General features: G+C 33.7%; 20 protein-coding genes. 14 read left to right on the forward strand and 6 right to left on the reverse strand.

From position 1 onward, the window contains the following. Positions 1 to 3 precede the first annotated feature (3 nt). Complete coding sequence (locus V7719_RS17150; RefSeq protein ID WP_335731177.1) at positions 4 to 735, forward strand: acyltransferase; 732 nt, start codon at positions 4 to 6, stop codon at positions 733 to 735. On the opposite strand, the gene V7719_RS17155 is transcribed toward V7719_RS17150, so the two are convergent. Next, the gene (locus tag V7719_RS17155) at positions 732 to 1,208 is read right to left on the reverse strand and encodes an acyltransferase (RefSeq protein ID WP_335731178.1); all 477 of its coding nucleotides are present in this window, start codon (positions 1,206 to 1,208) and stop codon (positions 732 to 734) included. The genes V7719_RS17150 and V7719_RS17155 overlap by 4 nt on opposite strands. 9 nt (positions 1,209 to 1,217) lie before the next feature. Next, a complete protein-coding gene (locus V7719_RS17160) occupies positions 1,218 to 2,369 on the reverse strand; it encodes a glycosyltransferase (protein ID WP_335731179.1) in 1,152 nt (383 codons plus the stop codon). Between the two features lie 34 nt (positions 2,370 to 2,403). Between V7719_RS17160 and V7719_RS17165 the strand changes: the two genes are divergently transcribed. Both V7719_RS17165 and V7719_RS17170 read left to right on the forward strand, forming a co-directional pair. Continuing rightward, positions 2,404 to 3,501: a glycosyltransferase gene (locus tag V7719_RS17165; RefSeq protein WP_335731180.1), complete on the forward strand. Its 1,098-nt coding sequence runs from the start codon at positions 2,404 to 2,406 to the stop codon at positions 3,499 to 3,501. 13 nt (positions 3,502 to 3,514) lie between these two features. After that, positions 3,515 to 3,913, forward strand: a complete 399-nt coding sequence (locus V7719_RS17170; protein WP_335731181.1) for a sugar 3,4-ketoisomerase — start codon at positions 3,515 to 3,517, stop codon at positions 3,911 to 3,913. Here the strand turns inward: V7719_RS17170 and V7719_RS17175 are convergent. Beyond that, the gene (locus tag V7719_RS17175; RefSeq protein WP_335731182.1) at positions 3,896 to 4,834 is read right to left on the reverse strand and encodes a glycosyltransferase family 2 protein; all 939 of its coding nucleotides are present in this window, start codon (positions 4,832 to 4,834) and stop codon (positions 3,896 to 3,898) included. The two genes, V7719_RS17170 and V7719_RS17175, sit on opposite strands and share 18 nt — an antisense overlap. 123 nt (positions 4,835 to 4,957) lie before the next feature. Here V7719_RS17175 and V7719_RS17180 point away from each other — a divergent pair, with 123 nt between their 5' ends. The 3 genes from V7719_RS17180 (at position 4,958) to V7719_RS17190 (ending at position 8,285) form a co-directional block, all read left to right on the forward strand. After that, positions 4,958 to 5,683 (forward strand): glycosyltransferase, encoded by a 726-nt coding sequence (locus V7719_RS17180; protein ID WP_335731207.1) that lies wholly within the window; start codon positions 4,958 to 4,960, stop codon positions 5,681 to 5,683. A gap of 118 nt (positions 5,684 to 5,801) precedes the next feature. Beyond that, entirely contained in the window at positions 5,802 to 6,632 is an 831-nt protein-coding gene (locus V7719_RS17185; protein ID WP_335731183.1) for a 2OG-Fe(II) oxygenase, read from the forward strand. A gap of 36 nt (positions 6,633 to 6,668) precedes the next feature. Beyond that, complete coding sequence (locus tag V7719_RS17190; RefSeq protein ID WP_335731184.1) at positions 6,669 to 8,285, forward strand: right-handed parallel beta-helix repeat-containing protein; 1,617 nt, start codon at positions 6,669 to 6,671, stop codon at positions 8,283 to 8,285. Here V7719_RS17190 and V7719_RS17195 read toward each other — a convergent pair. Further along, positions 8,282 to 8,965 (reverse strand): cell division ATP-binding protein FtsE, encoded by a 684-nt coding sequence (locus tag V7719_RS17195; RefSeq protein ID WP_335731185.1) that lies wholly within the window; start codon positions 8,963 to 8,965, stop codon positions 8,282 to 8,284. The two genes, V7719_RS17190 and V7719_RS17195, sit on opposite strands and share 4 nt — an antisense overlap. Before the next feature lie 230 nt (positions 8,966 to 9,195). Here V7719_RS17195 and V7719_RS17200 point away from each other — a divergent pair, with 230 nt between their 5' ends. The 4 genes from V7719_RS17200 to V7719_RS17215 all read left to right on the forward strand — a co-directional run bounded on the left by V7719_RS17200 (position 9,196) and on the right by V7719_RS17215 (position 16,344). Continuing rightward, the gene (locus V7719_RS17200) at positions 9,196 to 12,219 is read left to right on the forward strand and encodes a tetratricopeptide repeat protein (protein WP_335731186.1); all 3,024 of its coding nucleotides are present in this window, start codon (positions 9,196 to 9,198) and stop codon (positions 12,217 to 12,219) included. A 42-nt stretch (positions 12,220 to 12,261) separates the two neighbouring features. Further along, positions 12,262 to 13,977: a TonB-dependent receptor gene (locus V7719_RS17205; RefSeq protein WP_335731187.1), complete on the forward strand. Its 1,716-nt coding sequence runs from the start codon at positions 12,262 to 12,264 to the stop codon at positions 13,975 to 13,977. A 114-nt stretch (positions 13,978 to 14,091) separates the two neighbouring features. Continuing rightward, complete coding sequence (locus V7719_RS17210) at positions 14,092 to 15,711, forward strand: amidohydrolase (protein WP_335731188.1); 1,620 nt, start codon at positions 14,092 to 14,094, stop codon at positions 15,709 to 15,711. 9 nt (positions 15,712 to 15,720) lie between these two features. Further along, the gene (locus tag V7719_RS17215; protein WP_335731189.1) at positions 15,721 to 16,344 is read left to right on the forward strand and encodes a hypothetical protein; all 624 of its coding nucleotides are present in this window, start codon (positions 15,721 to 15,723) and stop codon (positions 16,342 to 16,344) included. Here the strand turns inward: V7719_RS17215 and V7719_RS17220 are convergent, their stop codons facing one another. Further along, positions 16,345 to 17,040, reverse strand: a complete 696-nt coding sequence (locus V7719_RS17220; protein WP_335731190.1) for a class I SAM-dependent methyltransferase — start codon at positions 17,038 to 17,040, stop codon at positions 16,345 to 16,347. A 20-nt stretch (positions 17,041 to 17,060) separates the two neighbouring features. On the opposite strand from V7719_RS17220, the gene V7719_RS17225 reads away from it, so the two are divergent. The 4 genes from V7719_RS17225 (at position 17,061) to V7719_RS17240 (ending at position 20,130) form a co-directional block, all read left to right on the forward strand. Continuing rightward, positions 17,061 to 17,555: a YkgJ family cysteine cluster protein gene (locus V7719_RS17225; protein WP_335731191.1), complete on the forward strand. Its 495-nt coding sequence runs from the start codon at positions 17,061 to 17,063 to the stop codon at positions 17,553 to 17,555. Between the two features lie 6 nt (positions 17,556 to 17,561). Then, positions 17,562 to 18,464 carry a hypothetical protein gene (locus V7719_RS17230; RefSeq protein ID WP_335731192.1) on the forward strand — a complete coding sequence of 301 codons (903 nt, stop codon included), beginning with the start codon at positions 17,562 to 17,564 and terminating at the stop codon, positions 18,462 to 18,464. Positions 18,465 to 18,469: 5 nt separating this feature from the next. Further along, on the forward strand, positions 18,470 to 19,309 hold the full coding sequence (locus V7719_RS17235; protein WP_335731193.1) for a sterol desaturase family protein: 840 nt from the start codon (positions 18,470 to 18,472) through the stop codon (positions 19,307 to 19,309). Between the two features lie 419 nt (positions 19,310 to 19,728). Next, positions 19,729 to 20,130 (forward strand): hypothetical protein, encoded by a 402-nt coding sequence (locus tag V7719_RS17240; protein WP_335731194.1) that lies wholly within the window; start codon positions 19,729 to 19,731, stop codon positions 20,128 to 20,130. A 1-nt stretch (position 20,131) separates the two neighbouring features. Here V7719_RS17240 and V7719_RS17245 read toward each other — a convergent pair whose 3' ends face one another. After that, on the reverse strand, positions 20,132 to 21,406 hold the full coding sequence (locus V7719_RS17245; protein WP_335731195.1) for an exo-beta-N-acetylmuramidase NamZ family protein: 1,275 nt from the start codon (positions 21,404 to 21,406) through the stop codon (positions 20,132 to 20,134). Positions 21,407 to 21,420 lie beyond the last annotated feature (14 nt).

Here is a 21,420-nt window from a genome sequence, read left to right on the forward strand (position 1 = left end):
GCATTGATTAGAACGGTATTAAACAAAATAAAATTTGCCTTATCAATTAATTGGTACAAAACCTTGCGTTTCAATTTTAAGATGTTGCCGTTTGAACAAGCTAAAATATTACCTTTTTATTTCTACGGAAAAGTTAAATTTTCAAGCTTAAACGGAACGGTCAAAATAGATGCGCCTTTAAAAAGAGCAATGATTGGTTTTGGTCAGAAATTTGAGCAAATGTCCAAAGCAAAAGGGATTGCTGAAATTATTCTTAATGGGACCTTGGTGTTTAAAGGGCATGCACATTTTGGAAAAGATGTCTTCTTAAGTGTTCAAAAAGATGCCTATTGCGAGTTTGGTTTTATGGGATGTTTAGGGTCAGATGTGAAATTGTTATGTACCAATCGTATCGTTATTGGAAATTGGGCAGGCATTGGTTACGAATCTCAATTGATAGATACCAATTCTCACCCAATGATTAATAGTAAAACAAGAGAAGCATATCCAATTTCGGGACCAATCGAATTGGGAAATTATAATGCGGTTTCTAATCGAGTTTCGATTATGGCTAATACAAAAACACCTGATAATTGTGTGATTGCCTCTAATAGTTTGTGTAATAAAGATTATACAGATTTGGGTAGTGAAATTCTATTAGGAGGCGTTCCAGCCAAATTAATAAAAAGAGATTACGTAAGAGATTGGGAATCTGAAAAAGAGAAGTTAATGTTTTACAAACGTGTGAAGCTTTAAATCTTCCTTTGAAACTTAGCAGGATTGCCAAACCATATTTCATCACTTGGAATGTTTTTATTCACATACGATAATGCGCCTAAGATACAATTGTCGCCTATAGTAATACCGTGTTGAATCACACAGTTTGTTCCTATAAATACATTTTTTCCAATATGAGCACCACCTATTTGTTCCATGTTAGTATTTAAGTTGTTGGTCATTACTCTTGGACAGACATAACTGTGATCTCCTATTTTTAACCCTCTTGCCAATATACTATCATAACGGACAACAACATGGTCACCAATAACACAATCTCCAGAGGAGCTTACTCTAGAATCGATTAAACAATTCTTGCCAACTACAGTGCCTTTTCTTAACTCTACGTAGTTCTTAATAACCGTATTATCTCCTATGACGACATCATCTTCAATAACACAATACGAGCCTATCTGTACATTTTTTCCAATAGTTGCTTTATCTGAAATCATCTAATACGTTCAATTTTGTGGGGTTCTTTTTGTCCAAAGGTCAAAATATTCTTGAGCAATATTAACATAATTATGCCTTTCTTCTATAAAACGTCTAGCATTTTTTGAAATTGCATGGATTTGTTCTGGGTTATTAATTAACCATTCTAATTGTGTAGCAATACTTTTAGCATTAGTTTCGGCATTAATGGCAACACTATTTTTTTTCAGACCATAATAGTCTAACCATTCTTGTTCCGCTCCAGTAAAAACGACCTTACCTGCAGCCATAGCCTCTAATGCATTATAACCTTGGTCGTAAGCATAAACCATGTCTAATATAATATGTGCCTTTTTATAATGCTTTAAATAATCTTGATATGGAATATTTCTAGTGGTGATAACTTCAACGTTATCCTTATATTTTTCTTGAATACCTTCTAATGCCTGCTCAAAAATATCATTACCTTTTTTGTGATAATTTTCGGTATTGATACCATGGAAAATGATAATTTTATCAGAAATAATATGGTCTTCATATCCAATACGATCCGTATTTATTGGGTTTGGGATAAGGCCTAAATATTTTGGATGATCTTTTAGAGGCAGATGGTAATCTAAATCTGAAGAAATTACGCCCTGAATATTCTCATAGATGAAATGATGTAAATTGATATGAGATTCTTCAAGATATAGGAACACCTGACTAAACTCTTTTTTAGAGACTTTATTTTCAAAAAAAGGCGTTAAAATTGAGTATTTAAACTTTTTGTCATACGCATATTTTACACTTGGAAAATCACAACCACAGGATAAAAGAAAGACATTTTTATTATTCTGAAAGATAAACTCTAAAAGCTTTTTTTCAATACTTGCAACTGTACTAAATACACGTTCATTAACAATTTGAACCACATCATAATCAACTAAATGAGGCTTAAGTGCCTCAAATTGTTTTTGTATAGACAATGAATTTAGGTCTGTTTTAAAAAGCTTATAAATGATTCTTTTTAGGGTTCTAGATATTCCTTTTTCGTATTTAGAATTGATTTTAATATCGACTGGATAATTTTTAAACCCATCACCATTACCAACCAGGGTTACCTCATGGCCAAGTGCAATTAACCCTTCTTTTAAAGAGTTGTGTAACCTACTGTATTCGCCAATTAAAAGAATCTTCATTTATATTAGTACATTTGCTTAAAATGCGTAATTAATGCATAAAAATAAGCATAAAAAAGTTTGTATAATTTCTACTTCACTCGCCAAAGGAGGAGCAGAGCGATCATCGGCTCAATTATCTAAAATGCTGAGCGAACTCGATTATGAAGTTCATATCGTGACAGTGATTTCAGAAATTGATTTTGATTACAACGGAACCCTTCTTGACCTGGGTAAATTAAAAAACAATAGTAATTCTTCAAAAAACCAGATCGAACGCTTTTTAGCGTTAAGAGCATACATTAAGAATCATAAATTTGATGTTATTATCGATAATAGAACACGAATTGAAGGCTTAAAAGAGTTGATGATTTCTAAGTTTCTATATACTGTCAAAACTGTATATGTGATTCATAGTCATGAGACTTCATTAACATTTCCAAAAACAAAATGGCTTAATAAACTCATCTATCAAAACGTGCAAATGACAGCGGTTTCCAAAGCTATTAAGTCTAAGTTTCAATCCTTATACAAGTTGAAAAATGTCGAAACCATTTATAACGGTTTTGATTTTGAGGATATTAGATTAAAATCTGAAACTGAGATAGAATTACCAGAAGGAGATTTTATTTTGTTCTATGGACGATTGGATGCATATCAAAAGAATATTGGGTTATTGTTGGATGCCTACAAAGCTTCAAAACTACCTGGGAAAAATATCAGATTAGTTATCTTAGGCGATGGACCAGACAAAGCGGATTTAAAGCAATATGTTTTCGATCAGACTATTTCAGACTATGTTATATTTAAAGCGTATACGAAGAATCCATATCCTTTTGTGAAAGCTGCTAAGTTTGTAGTTTTAAGTAGTAGATTTGAAGGGTTTCCTATGGTTATTCCTGAAACCTTATCTTTGGGGATACCAGTATTATCGGTTGACTGTGAGTCTGGACCTAGTGAAGTGATTACTAATGAGCATAATGGGTTATTGGTAGAAAATCATAATTCTAAGGCTTTAGCTGAAGGGATGAACAGATTGATATCAGATCATGAATTATTAAAATACTGTTCGGAGAATGCCAGTGATAGTGTGAAACAATTTGATTCAAAATCAATAGCACAACAGTGGCATAATCTATTGCAAAAATTATAAATGAGTGTAATACATGAGTAAAACAAAACTTTTTGATATTCCAAAAATTGATGATGTAAGAGGCAATCTTTCGGTCATCGAGAAAGATTTAATTCCTTTCGATATAAAGCGAGTGTACTACTTGTATGATATTCCGAGTAATGCGTTTCGAGGAGGGCATGCACACAAAGATCAGAAAGAGGTTTTAGTTGCCTTAAGCGGAAGTTTCGATGTGTTACTTGATGATGGTCAATCTAAAGAAACAGTCATGCTTAACAAGCCCAATAAAGGACTTTTAATTGATACAGGTATTTGGCGAGAGCTGAGTAATTTTTCTTCTGGGGCTGTTTGTTTAGTCCTTGCTTCAGATGTTTTTGAAGAATCCGACTATATTCGAGACTATGATGAGTTCTTACTATCTAAACGAACTTAAATTGATATTCAGTTTTCGTAATATATTCTGAATTTGCTTTGAAAGGATTAAAATTAGTCTTGGACTCCTCTTTAAAAATTTTTGTTTGGAATTTATGTTTTGAAGATTAATTTTATCTAAGTAGTTTTTTGCCAATTCGAGCTCTCCTGTAAGTTTACATTGCATTCCTAATGAAAACCTATTGATATCTAGATATTTTTTCAATGAGGTATGATCCTTTGTGAATATCTCAAATTTATCTAAATCCATGACTTTTCGATTTAGAATATGTTTTTCTGAAATTCTATTGTCTGAATCATGGTTTATAGTAACACTTATGTTGTTATAAAAGCAGATATCATAATCTAATGCAATTCTAATCCACACATCTGTGTCTTCTCCAGAATCAAGTTGTTCATTAAAACCACCTAATGCTTTAAAAATCATTTTAGGAATCATAATACCAGAACTGTTAGCTATCGAATCTACATAGCTAGCTTTAAAATAGTCCTCTAATATGTCCAAGAAATCTGGTTCAGAAATAGAATGATAATGGCATTTGTAATGTGTGCCATTTATTTTTTTGTCATAAGCTGTGCAATACATGCCGCTTTTAGGAAAGAGGTCAACCATATGCTTAATATTTTCCAAATGATGACTATGCCAAATATCATCAGCATCCAAAAAACAAATGAATTCAGAATTCGCCTTATCTATTCCAAAGTTTCTAGCATGTGATACACCTTGGTTATCGATAGTATAGAGTTGTAATCTCGAGTCATCAATAGACTTCACAAGTTCTGCACTATGGTCTGTAGATCCATCATCAACAACAATGAGCTCAAAATCTATAAATTTTTGAGCTAAGACACTATTTATGGTGGTTTTAATATGCCTTTCCTTATTGTAAAGTGGTATAACTATAGAAAAGTAAGGTTTCATTACTATTTTGTAGATTTGACATTCATGAGTGACAACAATTGTAAAGATATAAAACTCCATACAATTGAAGTTGTTTAATAACATAATCATAAAAAACCAATTATCAATCCACTACTTTCCATTATCGTTCCTACCTATAACTCATATGAGCAATTAAAAACATGTGTTTTAAGTATTAAAAATCAATCTTTTAAAAATTATGAGATTTTGATAATTGATGGGCAATCAACAGATGATACAAAGCAGTTATTACAAACATTGAAACCTCCTTTTTTTTGGAAAACTGAAAAGGATGAAGGTGTTTATGATGCTATGAACAAAGGAATAGAACAAGCTCAAGGTTCATGGCTTTATTTTATGGGTAGTGATGATCAATTTTTTGAGACCAATGTCTTAGATTCTGTTTTTCAAAAACCAATCGATAAAAATATAGAGCTAATCATAGGAAGTATCAAATACGATTGTGAGAGTAAAGCTTCTCGTTATCTTAATAAAGATCATGGCGTACGTAAAACTAAATGGTCATTTAATTTATGGGTTACAAATTCAGTTCATCATCAAGGTGTCTTTTATAAGCGTTCTGTTTTTAATGAAATGCGTTACAATTTAAAATACAAAATTCTTTCAGATTATGATGTAAACTTGAAGTTGTTTAGAAAGAAGAAGAAGGCGAAAATGATAGACGATGTTATTTCTTTTTGCGGTGCTGAAGGCTTATCTAAAAACTATAGTTGGTCAATGTATAAGGAAGAAATCCAATTAAAAACAACGCAAAGTTTTATTTTGCTTAAGCCAGTGTTTTATGTCTTAGCCATGCTCAAGTATCTCTTCAAAATTTTTCAAAAATAGCACTATAGTTTTCTTCAGAAATGTAAATATAGAGTCAAATATAGTTGTAAACAGGAAAAAATACAGAAATTAAATACTAATTAAAAACGTACATTGCAGTATCAAAACAATGGAAGGTATGTCTGGGTTCAAGAGACAGGAAATAGCAGAACTTATTTACAATAAACTAAAGCTTAAGCAACAAGATATAAAGGTGGCTTACCAAGCTTCAAAAGATCAAATAGGCTTTTTCTATATAGACGATTTGCTTCCGGTTGACATTGCCAAAAAGTGTTTTGAGGTGTTTCCAGATAAATCAGAAATGCATACTCTTAAAAGCTTAAGAGAATACAAACATGTTTCTGCACAAATGGATAAGCATCATGAACTTTTAGAAAGCGTCATCTATGCCTTTCAAGACAAAAAAGTTGTTGAACTAATTGGTGAGATTTGTAATATTGAAGCACTCTACGCAGACGAATCTCTGTATGCTGGCGGAATTTCACTAATGGCCAAAAACAATTACCTTCATCCGCATTTAGATAATTCGCATGATGCAGAGCGGGAGCGTTGGCGAGTGATGAATTTACTATACTATGTTACTCCAGAATGGGAAACTAAAAACGGTGGACATCTAGAACTGTGGCCAAATGGTCCCAAAAAGGCACCTCAATTACTCGAAAGTAAATTTAACCGACTTATAGTCATGGCAACACACGATAGATCATGGCATTCGGTAAACGAAGTTACTATAGACAGTAGCCGCTGCTGTATCTCAAATTATTATTTTAGCGATGACCCCTTAAACAACAGTGATCGCTTTCATGTCACCAAATTTAGAGGCCGACCAGAAGATACTTTCACTAATATTATTTTGGATTTGGATGCTAATTTAAGGATGCTGCTTCGCAAAGTATTCAAAAAAGGAATTCGTAAAAACCCACATTTCTATAAAAATAAGTCTTCATAGTTTTAGATTTGGTATAGTAATTGAAAATACTTTGACATGAAACAACGATTGTTATATATTATTTTTTGTCTTGTTGGCTTATGCTTAAATGCACAACAGGAGTTTCATGTGTTTCCTAAAAATCATCAAGACAATCCAGGAACCAAAGATGGTATTGGTTCTATAGACAATCCATGGGATTTTCAAACCGCTCTGAGTCAAACATCAAGCACAGTGAATTCAGGGGATACCATTTGGCTGCATGAAGGTGTTTACGTTGGGAAATTTATAAGCACACTTCAAAGCCTTGAGCCTAATAAGTACATTACAGTATCTGCTTTTAAAAATGAGAAAGTAGTGTTGAACGGAAATGTAAATTCAACAAATAAAGCTGTACTTGAAGTAAAAAGTCAACAAGTCATATTTAAAAATTTTGAAATTACTTTTTTAGGCGACTATCCAAGGCATGTAAATGATTTAAATTTTATAAGAACAGATGGAATTAACCACACGTCTGGTCATGATTGTAAATTCATAAATCTTAAAATATATAATAATCCTGGTTCAGGATTTGGTTCTTGGAAGCACACTGGAGGCACCTTGATTGATGGTTGTAAGATTTACAATAATGGTTTTTTTTCTGAAGTAAGAGGAAGAGGTGCTGGAATTTATGTGCAAAATCTAAGTGATAAAACCAGAGTTATTAAAAACAATATCATTTTTAATAATTATTACATGGGTGTTGAGGTTTGGTCTGCTTCTAAAAAAGCAACCTCTAATTACGTTAAAAATATGTTGCTCCAAAACAATGTAATTTTTAATAATGGATCATCCGGAGGACATTTTAAAAATAATATCATTGTAGCTACAGACGATAACAACGGAATCAACCGAGCTACCAATATTAAACTTATTGATAATATCTTATATCATAATGTTGATATTGCAAAAAGTGCCAAGGGAGACGCTGGTTCATTGACACTTGGTGTTAACATGAAAGCGCCATTGCTTGATGTAGAAGTATTGGATAATATTATTATTGGTGGTAATAATGCCTTACGATTTGATAATGCCGAGAACACTGTTTTTAAGAATAATACAGTTTATGGAGGTTATGTTCACTTTTATGAGCATGGATTGACCAAATTTAAAACTTGGGATTTTGATAACAATAACTACTTTTCTAAAAATAGCAGAAACTTTAGAGTCATCAATAAAAAGGATTATACTATGGCAGATTGGAAGTCCATTTTATCAATAGACGCTAATAGTAATTGGAAAAGTATTAAGAGTTTTGAGATGGAACCCATTCTCGATGTTTCAAAAAGTGAGTTTACACAACATAAGTATAGAGTTGTGCTATTTGATGTTAAAGGAGATTCTGTGACAATAGATTTTAAAGAATATGGCCTACGTAAAGATCAAAAATATAGTATTTACGACGTTGAAAATTTGAGTTCGGTTTTATCTTCTGGAATGCTTGCTGAAGACCTGAAAATTAAAGTTCCAATGCAGTTAACCGATTTTGAAAAACCACTTCATAATACTAAAGCACAAAAAACATTGTCGAATTTTGGGGTGTTCATAATCGAGTTCGAAATACTAAAACCTGAAGATAGTTCGCCTAAAAAAGATAATGCTATAAAGCGCTTTTTTAAATGGCTAGGATTTTAACCTTTACGCTGAACCACTTCAAAAACCTTATTTTCATCACACTTTAAAGTCTTACTAGGATATTTTAAAAGCAATGCATAATCGTGTGTCGCCATTAAAATCGTATTGCCATTTTTATTAATATCACGTAATACTTCCATCACTTCGATACTGGTTTGCGGGTCTAGATTTCCAGTAGGCTCATCGGCTAAAATAAGTTCTGGATCATTGAGTAGAGCTCTAGCAATAGCGATACGTTGCTGCTCACCTCCAGATAATTCATGTGGAAATTTAAACCCTTTGGTTTTCATATCAACTTTGTCTAGAACAGCTTCGAGACGTTCTTTGATTTCGGTTTTATCTTTCCAGCCTGTAGCTTTTAAAACAAATTCTAAATTCCCATTGATAGTTCGGTCAGGTAACAACTTAAAATCTTGAAAAACGATACCCAACTTTCGTCTTAAAAACGGAATGTCTTTCTCTTGTAGTGTTCTTAAATCATAATCAACTACATGGCCCTCACCTTCTGTGAGTTGTAAATCGCCATAAAGTGTTTTCATAAAACTACTCTTACCACTTCCTGTCTTACCAATGAGGTAAACAAAATCACCTTTATTCATTTCAAAATTCACATCAGATAATACCATACTATCACCTTGATAAATAGACGCATCTTTGAGTTGTAAAACGGTTTCAGACATAAAGTTTTATTAAGAGTTGTATTCTAAAATGTAAATGTATTATAAAAAAAATCAAATTACATAGATTACACGACGAGTAATTCACAACGAAAACTTCATTATTATGTTTTAAGTGTAACATAATTTTGCATGAATAGTCTATTTAATAACTCAGTTTATAATTATAGCATGATTTTTGCGTTATAGCTTTGATATAAATTATCTTTGACATCAATTAAAAATCGAACTTAATGACTTTCAGAAAAATAAGTTTTTTGTTAAGCTTTTTGCTGTTTGCATCCTATTTACAAGCACAACAATCTGCAACATATACCAGCGATCTTGTAGACTATCAAAAGGCACTTACACTATACAATAATAAGCAATATCAAGCTTCTCAATCTTTGTTTGAAGCCATAAAGAATGATGATCCAGATGAAACTGTAGAGTCAGATTGCGCCTATTATATTGCCAATTGTGCAGTACGTTTAAATCAGCAAAATGCCGATGATCTTATCCAAGATTTTGTGGATAACTATCCGACGAGCACCAAGCGTAATACTGCGTTTTTGGATGTAGCCGATTATTATTTTGCCAATAACAAATATGCCTATGCTAGAAAATGGTATGATAAAGTTGAAGAGAATAGCATTGCACGTTCAGAACGTGATAAGTTCAACTTTAATTACGGTTATACCTTGTATTCCACAGGAGATGAAACAGGAGCTAACAAGTATTTAAATCGTATAGTGACATCTAAAGAATATGGTTCTCAAGCGAAGTATTATATTGGTTTTATGGCTTATGAAGGCGATGATTATGATAAAGCTAATGAGTATTTCGATCAAGTGAGTGATGAAGAGAAATACAAAGAAAAACTGTCCTATTATCAAGCAGATTTAAACTTTAAACTAGGTAAGTTTGAGAAAGCTATAGAACTCGCCAAAGAGCAATTGGACAAGGGTACGCCTCGGGAGAAATCGGAACTTTCAAAAATTATTGGAGAAAGCTATTTTAACTTAGAACAATATGCAGAAGCTATTCCATATTTAAAAGCCTATAATGGCAGGCGTGGTAAATGGAACAATGTCGATTACTACCAATTAGGTTATGCACATTATAAGCAAAACGATTTTGAGAATGCCATTTCAGAGTTTAATAAAATTATTGGAGGCGACAATAGCGTTGCTCAGAATGCCTATTACCATTTAGGGGAAAGTTATATCAATCTCGATAAGAAACAAGAAGCGTTAAATGCATTTCGTAATGCGTCGCAAATGGATTATGATTTAAAAATCCAAGAGGATGCGTGGCTCAATTATGCAAAGATTAGTTACGAGATTGGAAATCCATATCAATCGGTTCCTCAAGTATTGACAAGTTACTTAGATAAATATCCTGAGACGAGCTACAAAGAGGAAATCGAAACCTTATTGATTGATTCTTTCATCACATCAAAAAATTATAAAGAAGCTTTAAAATTATTGGATGGAAAAACTAGTTTTGAAAACCGATTGGCTTACCAGAAAGTAGCTTTTTACAGAGGTATTGAAGTTTATAACGAAGTTAATTATAATGAAGCAAAAGTGCTTTTTGATACATCTATTGATGAAGCTAAAGATCCAGTATTCACAACCAGAGGCATATTTTGGAAGGCAGAAACCGACTACCACTTAAACAATTTTGATGAAGCTTTAATTGGGTTTAAACAATTTATGCAGCAAAGCGAAGCTTTCGAAGTCAACGAAATAAAAAATATCGACTACAATATCGCCTACACGTATTTTAAACTGAAAAATTACGATCAAGCAACTTCAAGTTTTCAGAAATTTATCGATAATCATAAAGAAGATAAACTGCGTTTAAATGATGCCTATTTAAGACTTGGTGATGGGTATTTTGTGTCTTCCAATTACAATAAAGCCATAGCCGCTTACGATAAAGCGATTGCTATAAACGAAATAGAAGGGGATTATGCGTCTTTTCAAAAGATCATGAGTTTAGGTTACACAGGTGAAGGCGCAAAAAAGATACAAGGCCTAAAATCCTTTATAGATGATTTTCCTAAATCTTCACTGCGTGACGATGCCATGTATGAATTGGCAAACTCCTATGTGAAAGCAAATGACACAGATAAAGCGATGGTGATGTATGATCGCTTAATTGGTGAACACAGCAACAGCGTTTTTGTTTCAAAAACCTTACTACGTCAAGGCTTATCGTATTACAATGCCAACGATAATGAAAGAGCCTTATCAAAACTTAAACGCGTGGCTAATAATTATCCAGGAACCGAAGAAGCCAATCAATCAGTATCTACAGCACGTTTGATTTATATTGATTTAGGGCGTGTAGATGAATATGCCGCTTGGGTGAGGACCCTAGATTATATTGATGTGACTGATGCCGAATTAGATAATACAGCATATTTGGCAGCAGAGAAACAGTATTTGGAAAATAAAACAGATGGTGCGATTCGTCAGTTTAATAAATATTTAAATGAATTTCCTAACGGCATACACGCACTAAAATCTCACTTTTATGTAGCAGAATTGTATTCGAAAAAGGATTTGCCTGAGAATGCCAGACCACATTACGAATATGTTGTTGGTAAACAAAAAGGTGAATTTACCGAGCAGGCGGTTGTCAAACTTTCTGAAATATATCTTAATATATCTGACTGGAATAAAGCTATTCCGTTGCTTAAACGTTTGGAAAACGAAGCCGATTACCCGCAGAATGTCACGTATGCACAATCAAATTTAATGAATGCACATTATCAGCAACAGCAATATTCTGAGGCGGTAAGTTATGCTGAAAAAGTACTTCAGAATAATAAAATTGATAATAAAGTAAAGAGTGATGCTCAGATTATTATTGCGCGTTCTGCTATTAAAACTGAAGACGAAGCTAAGGCAAAAGACGCCTATGCCAAAGTAGAGAGGATAGCAACAGGCGCTTTGGCTGCTGAAGCGTTATATTATAATGCCTATTTCAAACATAAAGATGGTAAATATCAATTGTCTAACACCACAGTTCAAAAACTGGCTAGAGATTATAGCAGCTATAAATATTACAGTGCTAAAGGTTTGGTTGTAATGGCTAAAAATTATGATGCTTTAGGTGATGCTTTTCAAGCGACTTATATCTTAGAAAGTGTCACTTCTAATTTCCCTGAGTTTGATGATGTAGTTACCGAAGCACAAGAAGAACTGAATAGAATTAAAGCAGAAGCAGCCAAGACAAATTCCTCTGTTCAATCCGAAGAAAATTAAGCGAATAGTTTTTTAATAGTTGATTCAATCAAAATATAAAGTATGCAAAATACAATCAAACATATAGCCTTAGCCATCCTAACCTTAACAGTATCGTTTTCGTTTGCACAAGAGCGTGAAAAGGATACGATAGATGCAGGTGTAGTCAATGTTGTAAAACCATATACACCTACAATATCTGATGCGTTTAAAATTAAGGAAACACCTACATTGAATGATTCTACAACGGGAAAGAAGAAAGTGATTAATTACAATATTTTTTCCATTCCTGTGGCTTCAACTTTTACACCTGCAAAAGGTAAAGCAGCCAATGTTGATAAGGAAAAGCCCGTAAAACTATACGATAATTATGCGTCTTTAGGCGTAGGAACATATACAACCATTCTTGGAGAAGTGTATTTAAATCATGCATTGAGTAGAACCGAACGTGTTGGAGGCTACTTTAGTCATCATTCATCTGCTGGAGATATCGATGGTGTCAACTTTGATAATAATTTTTCGGAAACAGGACTCAATGCACATTACAGTCAGAAGTTGGGAGATTACTCTTGGAAAGTGGACGGTGGTTTCCAATTGCAGACCTTTAATTGGTATGGTGTTCCAGATCAGAGTATTGAAACTTTTGATGTTGACCATTCGTTCTATACGGCAAATTTTGGTGGTAATATCAATTTTGAAGATGCAATAATTAACAAAGGAAGTGTGTTATACAGACGTTTTGGTGACAATCAGGATTCTGGTGAAAACCGATTCATTTTAAAGTCCGAATTCGATGTGCCAGTTGCTGATGTGCTTATTAATACCGAAGTGACTATAGATTATTTAGGCGGCTCATTTGATAAAAACTATTTTATAAATGAAGAACTCAACTACAGTAATATTAACTTTGGTTTAGCGCCAAGTTACCAAATGATAGAAGATGATTTGACCCTTAATTTGGGATTAAACTTAGTCTATCTCAATAATTCCGAAGCTAGTGATAGTAAGTTTTATATCTATCCGAATATTACAGCGAGTTACCGTTTGGTTGATGAGTTACTCATTGCTTATGGCGGAATTCAAGGTGGTTTGATTCAGAACTCCTATTACGACTTTGCTCAAGAAAATGCCTTTGTATCTCCAACTTTATTTATCATTCCTACCGATCAAGTTTACAATACCTCTTTAGGAATCAAAGGAAAATTATCTAACAGTGTGAGTTATAATATAAGTGGGCATTATTTAGCCGATAATAATAAAGCATTGTACAAAGCAAATCCTTTTTTAGGTAATGCTGAAGAGAACTATCAAAATGGGAATTCCTTCGGAATAGTTTATGATGATTTAACAACGTTCTCTATTGCAGGTGAATTGAATGTTGATATCAATCGAAATTTTAAACTAGCGCTTAAGGCTGAATATTTTGCTTATGATACCGATAACGAAGCCGAAGCATGGAACTTACCAGACATTAAGGCCTCAGCCTTTTTAGATTATCAAATAGATGAGCATTGGTATGCAGGTGCAAATCTTTTCTTTATTGGTGAACGTAAAGACGAATTTAGACAAGAAGGGGTTTTAGTTTTTGCAGAACCAGTTACGATGACATTAGATAGTTATTTAGATGCCAATATGCATTTGGGTTATAAAGTTAATGGTCAATTGTCGGTATTTGCAAAAGCGAATAACCTTGTAAATCAAGATTATAATCGTTGGTTGAATTATCCAGTTCAAGGCATTCAGTTTTTAGCTGGAGCAACATACCAGTTTGATTTTTAAAACACAGTGTCTTCCTGAACTAGTTTCAGGATCTCATTTCATATAAAAAAGCATTCAATCTTAAATTTATAGGTTGAATGCTTTTCGTATTTTTATGCTTCTAAAATTCCCACTATGAAAAAACTAGCCATCCTTCTACTTTTAATTATCTCTTATTCGTGTGCTAAAGAACAGCAAACGGTTGATTCAATCGTTATCAATGCCAATATTTATACCGTTGATGATAGTTTTGCAAAAGCCGAAGCCTTTGCGATTAAAGACGGCAAATTTCTAGACGTAGGAACTTCCGAAGAGATGCAAGCTAGTTATACTTCAGAAAACATAATCGATGCTCAAAACAAAACCGTCCTTCCAGGGTTAATTGATGCACATTGTCATTTTTTAGGCTTAGGTTTTAATCAGCAGGCAGTCGATTTAGTAGGAACCAAAAGTTTTGAAGATGTGATGAAGCGTGTGTTAGACTTTCAGAATAAAAATAAGGTTTCATTTATTACTGGACTTGGTTGGGATCAAAACGATTGGGAAGTAAAGGAATTTCCAAACAAAATATTATTAGATAAGATGTTTCCAGAAACACCAGTTGCTTTAACTAGAATAGATGGTCATGCGATTTTGTGCAATCAGGCGGCTTTAGATTTAGGAAGCGTAACGGTGAATAGTAAAGTTGATGGAGGGGAAGTCGTCATGGAGAATGGAGAACTCACAGGAGTTTTAGTTGACAATGCCGAAAGTTTAGTGATGAACTATTGGCCAAAACCTACAAGAGACGATATGGTGAAAGCATTGTTAAACGCTCAAGATATTTGCTTCGACTTAGGTTTAACAACTGTTGACGATGCTGGATTAAGTCAGGGATCTATTGAGATTATTGATAGTTTGCAGCAAACAGGAGATTTAAAAATGCGAGTGTATGCGATGGTGTCGTTTTCAAAAGATAATGTAGATTACTATACTAAAAAAGGAATCATTAAAACCGATCGATTAAACGTGCGTTCTTTCAAGTTTTATGCTGATGGTGCTTTAGGCTCTAGAGGAGCCATGCTACGGGCTCCATATAGCGACAAACCAAATCATTTCGGATTGCTAGTCACCGATTTGAAAACCTTTAATGCTGCAGCTGAAAAAATAGCGAATTCAGACTATCAAATGAATACACATGCTATTGGAGATTCTGCTAATCATGCGGTATTACAAACTTATAATAAAGTTCTGAAAGGTAAGTCAGATAGACGTTGGAGAGTAGAACATGCACAAGTGGTGTCTCCAGAAGATTTCGAGCTCTACAAAAATGTGTTGCCATCTATTCAGCCAACACATGCGACTAGTGATATGTATTGGGCTGAAGATCGTTTAGGAAGCGAACGTGTAAAAGGTGCTTATGCTTATAAACAATTGCTTAATGCCTACGGAAAAGTAGCCTTAGGAACCGATTTTCCTGTAGAGCAAGTGAGCCCGTTTTTAACCTTTTATGCAGCTGTGGCAAGACAAGATTTAGAACAGTTTCCAGAAGGAGGATTTCAGATGGAAAATGGATTGACCAGAGAAGAAACCTTAAAAGGCATGACTATTTGGGCCGCTTATTCCAATTTTGAGGAAAACGAAAAAGGAAGCATAGAAACAGGGAAATTTGCCGATTTCATCATCCTTGATAAGGATATTATGACGGTTGACCATAAGGAGATTCCCAATATTAAAGTTGAACAAACCTTTGTTGATGGAGAACGACAAAATTAAATATAGAATATGACAAGAAGCCTAATAATTTTAATACTAATGTTTTCGTCAATTATAGCTAGTGCTCAGTATGATGATTGGAGTGCAGGCGAAGTTTATCTTAAGGATGGTAAAGTTTTAATGGGCTTAGTGAGATTCCCATATGTTGAAAACAATATGCCCTTTTCTGGTAAAGAACGATTACGATATAAAACAGAACGCAATAAACCAAGTAAAAAAATTAAGGCTAAAGACGTCGATAAAGTACTTTTAAAAGTTGTTTATTCTGAAAAAGTCAAAGGTAAGAGAATCAAAAAAGAACGTGATGCAATATTTATTGCCATAAGCAGAAATAAAAAGAACACAAAATTTGGTTTCGCCGAATTGGTCGTTGATGGGCCGCTTAAATTAGTACGACGTGCTGTGTCTAATAATTCTGGAAATAGAATGGAATTAATTACAGAGTCCTTATTCGTAAAAGATGAAGGGATGGCTATTCCGTTCAATTATGCAGAGATTAAATCATTTAAAAAACGAGCTAAAGCCTATTTTGAAGATTGTCCAGTTTTAGTCTCAAAAATTGATAATGATCAATTTAATAGGAAGAATTTAATTGAGATTGCTCAATTTTATAACGCTAATTGTAGCAACTAGCTAAAAGAGTTTCACCAAATAATCAAAATGATCCCCATCTAGTACTTTCTCACATTGTAATCCAACACCTTCACAAGCTAACTGCAAACGTTCAAAATCGACATATAACCATTTCATTGGGGCTTCGTTTTCGCCTTTATAGCTCAAAAAATAATCTAATTCACCATAGTAATCCGCGTTGGTGTCTATCCAGAGTCCGCCATCCTCATCTTCATACATGTATTTAATGTCGGATGAATCTATCAAGATTTGACCATTCGGGTTTAAAAGCGATTTCAAATGATTAAGATAAGTCGCTACTTTAGACAACTCTTGAAATATCCCGGTACCATTCATGAGTAATAGAATGGTGTCAAAGGGTTGAGTTTCGTTAAGTATATCTTTTAATTCTACGTATGTTACACCACGTTGCTTAGCAACTTCAACAGCACCTTCAGAAATATCAATAGCTTTTACATCTAGTCCTTTCTCTTGAAGATAAAGACTATGACTACCAGAACCACAACCAACATCTAAAACGGTTCCTTTTGCTAATTGTAACGCTTTTTGTTCGAGTTTTGGCATTTCTGAATACCCTCTAAATAAATACGGAAGTGGTAACTCATCTTCACCAGAAATATTGGTAGAGGTGATGAGGTCTTCGGTATAATTATTGTTGTGATAATCTTGTAAGGCTTTCCCGAAAAGGTCTTTCATAAAAGTAGTATTTTTGTTGTATGCAAGACTTTATTAATCAGCTTCCAAAACTCGCCAAAGATAAGCATAAGGAAAACAAAACCTTCTTTACTAAGCTTAAAAAAAAGCCACCAAAACAATTGGATTATTTAATGCAAGAACTTCATGAAGATGAGTTTCAACGTACCGATTGCTTAGAATGTGCCAATTGCTGTAAAACGACTGGTCCTTTGTTTACATCAAAAGATATCGAGCGTATTGCTAAGCATTTTAAGATGAAACCACAGCAATTTACAGATACATATTTGCGATTGGATGAAGAGAATGATTATGTATTGCAGTCGGTGCCTTGTACCTTTTTAGGAGCGGATAATTACTGTTCTATCTATGAGGTGAGACCAAAGGCGTGTCGCGAATTCCCGCATACCGATCGAAAGAAATTTCAGCAAATATCTAACTTAACTTTAAAAAATGTGGCGATTTGTCCTGCGGCATTTAATATTGTGGAAGAGATGAAAAAACGAATTAAACAATGATGTAATATGAAAAAAATAGTCCTATACGTTTTATTGTTATGTCCTGTCATTAGTTTTTGTCAGCCTAAAGAGTGGTATACCTCTCTTGATGCTGCAAAGCGATTGGCTGTTATTCAAAATAAAATGGTACTGATGATGTGGGAAGAATCGGCATCATTTGCTTTCCCTGTCATAGTGAACAGTACTGATGGAAGACCAGTTTATATTAAAGATATGTTTGAAAATGAATATGTTAGCGACTTAATTTGGGAGTTTTTTATACCTGTAAAAGTCAGCGAATCTAATTATGCAGATATGATTGAAGCTGTCGAAGCGAATAGAAATCAACGTTATAAAGATAAGTTTAATGACGATTCGATGAAAGTTTTAGATGCCAATGGCAATATCCTCAATACCTCTAATGTAAATGACGATTTCAGTTTTAATATATCTAAGTTTATTCAGAAATACGGACTCAACACGTCATACCTCAAAGACGAACTACAAAATTATTCGAAGTTAAAAGATTACTATTCAACCTATCGCTTAGCGTCTAAATATATACATTATGCAAGTTATGTGCAGAAAAATTTAAGGAAAGAAATTATTGATTTGTCAACGATATACTTAGATGAAGCTGGTCGTGCCTTAATGGAAAATACTTCTGAAAATAAACAAAGCTATCTTCAGCAAATCGAATTACTCAAATTAAAACAAAGCTTAGTTTTAAATAAACCTAGAAGAGTATTGCGATTACTTAAGAAAATTGATGCTAACGAAATTGCAGAGTTTAATGAGTCCTTGGTGAGCTTTCTAAATTATACAGCATTCGGACTCCTAAAAGACGAAAAAAACACGAGTTTATGGCGGACTAAACTTTCTTTAGTAAATTTGAAAAAAGCCAATCAAATTATTAATTCAAATCTCTAAAGCTATTGGAATCCATTATCCATTATTTTGAAACGATTCCATCACTTCATAGAAGTTTAATACTAGTTGGAGGACTAACCATCTTTTGGTTGCTGGAAGGCACATTGCCTTTATTCAATTTTAAATACAAAAAATGGAATCACGCTATTCCTAATTTGTTTTTTACGCTAACAACCATTGTGATCAATTTTGGATTGGCTTTCTTGTTGATTGCAACCGCAGATTGGGTTAAAGACACTAAGTTTGGTATTATTAACTGGATACCAAGTTTACCATTTTGGGCCTATGTTTTTCTTGGTGTTTTACTATTAGATTTTATTGGAGCTTATTTTGCGCATTATGTTGAGCACAAAGTGAAACCGCTTTGGATGGTGCATTTAGTGCATCATACCGATCACAATGTGGATACAACTACAGCAAACAGACATCATCCATTAGAGAGTGTTATTCGCTTTGCATTTACCTTGTTTGGTGTGTTAATTGTCGGGACACCTATTGGTGTTGTGATGTTGTATCAATCATTGTCATTAGTAGCGACTCAATTTAGTCATGCGAATATTAAACTACCCAAAAAAGTGGATAAGGCCATGAGTTACGTTTTGGTATCGCCAGATATGCACAAGGTACATCATCATTATAAGTTGCCTTATACCGATTCTAACTACGGAAATATCTTTTCCATTTGGGATCGTCTTTTTGGGACGTTTACGGCTTTGGATAGAGCATCTATCGTTTATGGCGTAGATACATTTCCAGATGAAGAAGCTAATGGTAAAATAGGAGTACTTCTCAAGCAACCCTTTAATAAATACAGAAAACCAACCACAATTAATCCTTCAGAGTAATACGATATCTGTGACTATTTTGTTTCATTCTAGTATTCAACTGTGATTCTGAAAAGGAACTAGATATTCAAGGAAATTGAGGTTGAAGAGGCTAGCTCCCGAAAATTTATTACCAGCATTTAAAAGGGCTACAAATCCTTTCTTACTCTGAAGACAGGTAATTTTGGCTTATAATCTCACTGAACCAGACCGATCAAAAGTGCAATCTAGAGCCGAATACAGACGAACACACCTTCGTTCAAACGGAAAGTTATAACGATTAAATGACGAATCACATCAATAAAGAATAGCGTTACTCGGTTTTATTTGCCGTTCATAGGTTTTTTTGTTCACTAACCAAAAAAGAAATTAGTTTTGAGGTTGGGATTACAAAACGCTATTAGTTCATTTTTTTTGTTGACGTTAACTAACGTCTATACATGAGAATAGTAATTATTTTAATATTTTTTAGTTTAATCAATTCATTAAACTTTACTGCAGAAGCTCAAAATGACTTTTCCAAATTGGAGAAAAATGTCAATGTGAGAGCAAAGGGGTTAATACATAAACTCAACACTTCCAAAGATACGTTGGTACTTAAAAGTGAAACACTAATTAATAAAGTGTATTCGGTAAGTTCAGATTTAAGGCGTGAAGTTGATATGGTTATCAACGAAAAGACTATTAAAATACCATTAAATAGATTGAGTAAAGGTAAACATGTATTTGTCGCTGTACAATCACCAATACGTATAGTGTTTGTCGTGAAAATCTTAAGAGATAATGAGTGGTTAATTGCGATGCAAGATCAGCGATTATCGGCTAAGAATGAGGAAAAATAATTTATTTATAGATCAAATATTTAGCTCTTTTCCTTTTAAATGCTGAAAGTCTTGCAACCCAAGTCTCACGAATTTCTTGTTCCGAAAGACCAGATTCAATCTGTTGTTGAAGTACTTTTGTTCCTGAAAGCTTAGTAAAGAAATCATTAAAAAAGATGGTTTTATCAATCGAGTTTTGATACGCGCGAATTAAATAACTTAAATCCAACTGATTTAGTTTGTCGTGTACACTCAAATCTTCGCCATAACATAATACACCGTCATATTTTGGATATTTGGAGCCTTCATTTGGCGAGGGTATGTATTTAAAATTATAAACTGTTTTATCCAAATACGGACTCCCATAAATCTGAAATTGCTTAGACGTCCCTCGACCAGCATTCACATTGGTGCCTTCAAAGAAGCAAAGGCTAGGGTAGAGGTTTATCGCTCGATTGTTGGGTAAATTTGGTGATGGTTTAATTGGTAAACTGTATGTTTTATTGTGATTATAGTTTTGCATGTCAATAATAGTGATATTACACTTAATTTTTCCTTCAAGCCACCCTTCTCCATTGATCATTTTCGCATATTCACCTATTGTCATTCCATGTACCACAGGAATTGGATGCATGCCTACAAAACTCTTATGTTCTGGCTCTAAAACTGGTCCATCGACATAATGACCATTTGGATTTGGTCGATCTAAAATAATCAAAGGAATGTTAGCTTCAGCGCAAGCTTCCATCACATAATGTAAACTTGAGATATAGGTATAAAAACGAGCACCAACATCTTGAATGTCAAAGATGACGATGTCTAAATCGGCCAACTGCTCTGGGGATGGCTTTTTGTTTTTTCCGTATAGCGATACAATAGGTAATCTGGTTTTGGTATCGATTCCATCTTTTACCACTTCTCCTGCATCGGATTTTCCTCTAAAACCGTGTTCAGGAGCGAAAACTTTTTTAATCTTGACTCTTCGTTTTAAAAGAAAATCTACTACATGTATGTAATTGTCATTGCGAGGAGCTTTTTGAGACACGGTAATCTCTTTAAAAATTACACTCGTTTGATTCGCAACAATCCCAACACGTTTTCCATTTAATAATGGTAAATACTTATCTGTTTGATTTGCTCCAACGATTATTTCAGGATTCAATTTTGAAAGACTGTCATTCTGAACTTGATTCAGGATCTCATTATTTTGATCTGAATCTTCTTTTGATTTAGAACCACACGAAATCAGAACCAAAACAAACATAATAATTATTGGGAAAACCCTATTTTTGAACATTGATAAAATCATTT

This window comes from Psychroserpens sp., assembly GCF_036960315.1.
Lineage (GTDB): Bacteria > Bacteroidota > Bacteroidia > Flavobacteriales > Flavobacteriaceae > Psychroserpens.

Bases quoted from the DNA above. Each gene is read 5' to 3' on its own strand.
- V7719_RS17155 (WP_335731178.1), bottom strand. From the start codon at position 1,208: ATGATTTCAGATAAAGCAACTATTGGAAAAAATGTACAGATAGGCTCG.
- V7719_RS17160 (WP_335731179.1), bottom strand. From the start codon at position 2,369: ATGAAGATTCTTTTAATTGGCGAATACAGTAGGTTACACAACTCTTTA.
- V7719_RS17165 (WP_335731180.1), top strand. From the start codon at position 2,404: ATGCATAAAAATAAGCATAAAAAAGTTTGTATAATTTCTACTTCACTC.
- V7719_RS17170 (WP_335731181.1), top strand. From the start codon at position 3,515: ATGAGTAAAACAAAACTTTTTGATATTCCAAAAATTGATGATGTAAGA.
- V7719_RS17175 (WP_335731182.1), bottom strand. From the start codon at position 4,834: ATGAAACCTTACTTTTCTATAGTTATACCACTTTACAATAAGGAAAGG.
- V7719_RS17185 (WP_335731183.1), top strand. From the start codon at position 5,802: ATGTCTGGGTTCAAGAGACAGGAAATAGCAGAACTTATTTACAATAAA.
- V7719_RS17190 (WP_335731184.1), top strand. From the start codon at position 6,669: ATGAAACAACGATTGTTATATATTATTTTTTGTCTTGTTGGCTTATGC.
- V7719_RS17195 (WP_335731185.1), bottom strand. From the start codon at position 8,965: ATGTCTGAAACCGTTTTACAACTCAAAGATGCGTCTATTTATCAAGGT.
- V7719_RS17200 (WP_335731186.1), top strand. From the start codon at position 9,196: ATGACTTTCAGAAAAATAAGTTTTTTGTTAAGCTTTTTGCTGTTTGCA.
- V7719_RS17205 (WP_335731187.1), top strand. From the start codon at position 12,262: ATGCAAAATACAATCAAACATATAGCCTTAGCCATCCTAACCTTAACA.
- V7719_RS17210 (WP_335731188.1), top strand. From the start codon at position 14,092: ATGAAAAAACTAGCCATCCTTCTACTTTTAATTATCTCTTATTCGTGT.
- V7719_RS17215 (WP_335731189.1), top strand. From the start codon at position 15,721: ATGACAAGAAGCCTAATAATTTTAATACTAATGTTTTCGTCAATTATA.
- V7719_RS17220 (WP_335731190.1), bottom strand. From the start codon at position 17,040: ATGAAAGACCTTTTCGGGAAAGCCTTACAAGATTATCACAACAATAAT.
- V7719_RS17225 (WP_335731191.1), top strand. From the start codon at position 17,061: ATGCAAGACTTTATTAATCAGCTTCCAAAACTCGCCAAAGATAAGCAT.
- V7719_RS17230 (WP_335731192.1), top strand. From the start codon at position 17,562: ATGAAAAAAATAGTCCTATACGTTTTATTGTTATGTCCTGTCATTAGT.
- V7719_RS17240 (WP_335731194.1), top strand. From the start codon at position 19,729: ATGAGAATAGTAATTATTTTAATATTTTTTAGTTTAATCAATTCATTA.
- V7719_RS17245 (WP_335731195.1), bottom strand. From the start codon at position 21,406: ATGTTCAAAAATAGGGTTTTCCCAATAATTATTATGTTTGTTTTGGTT.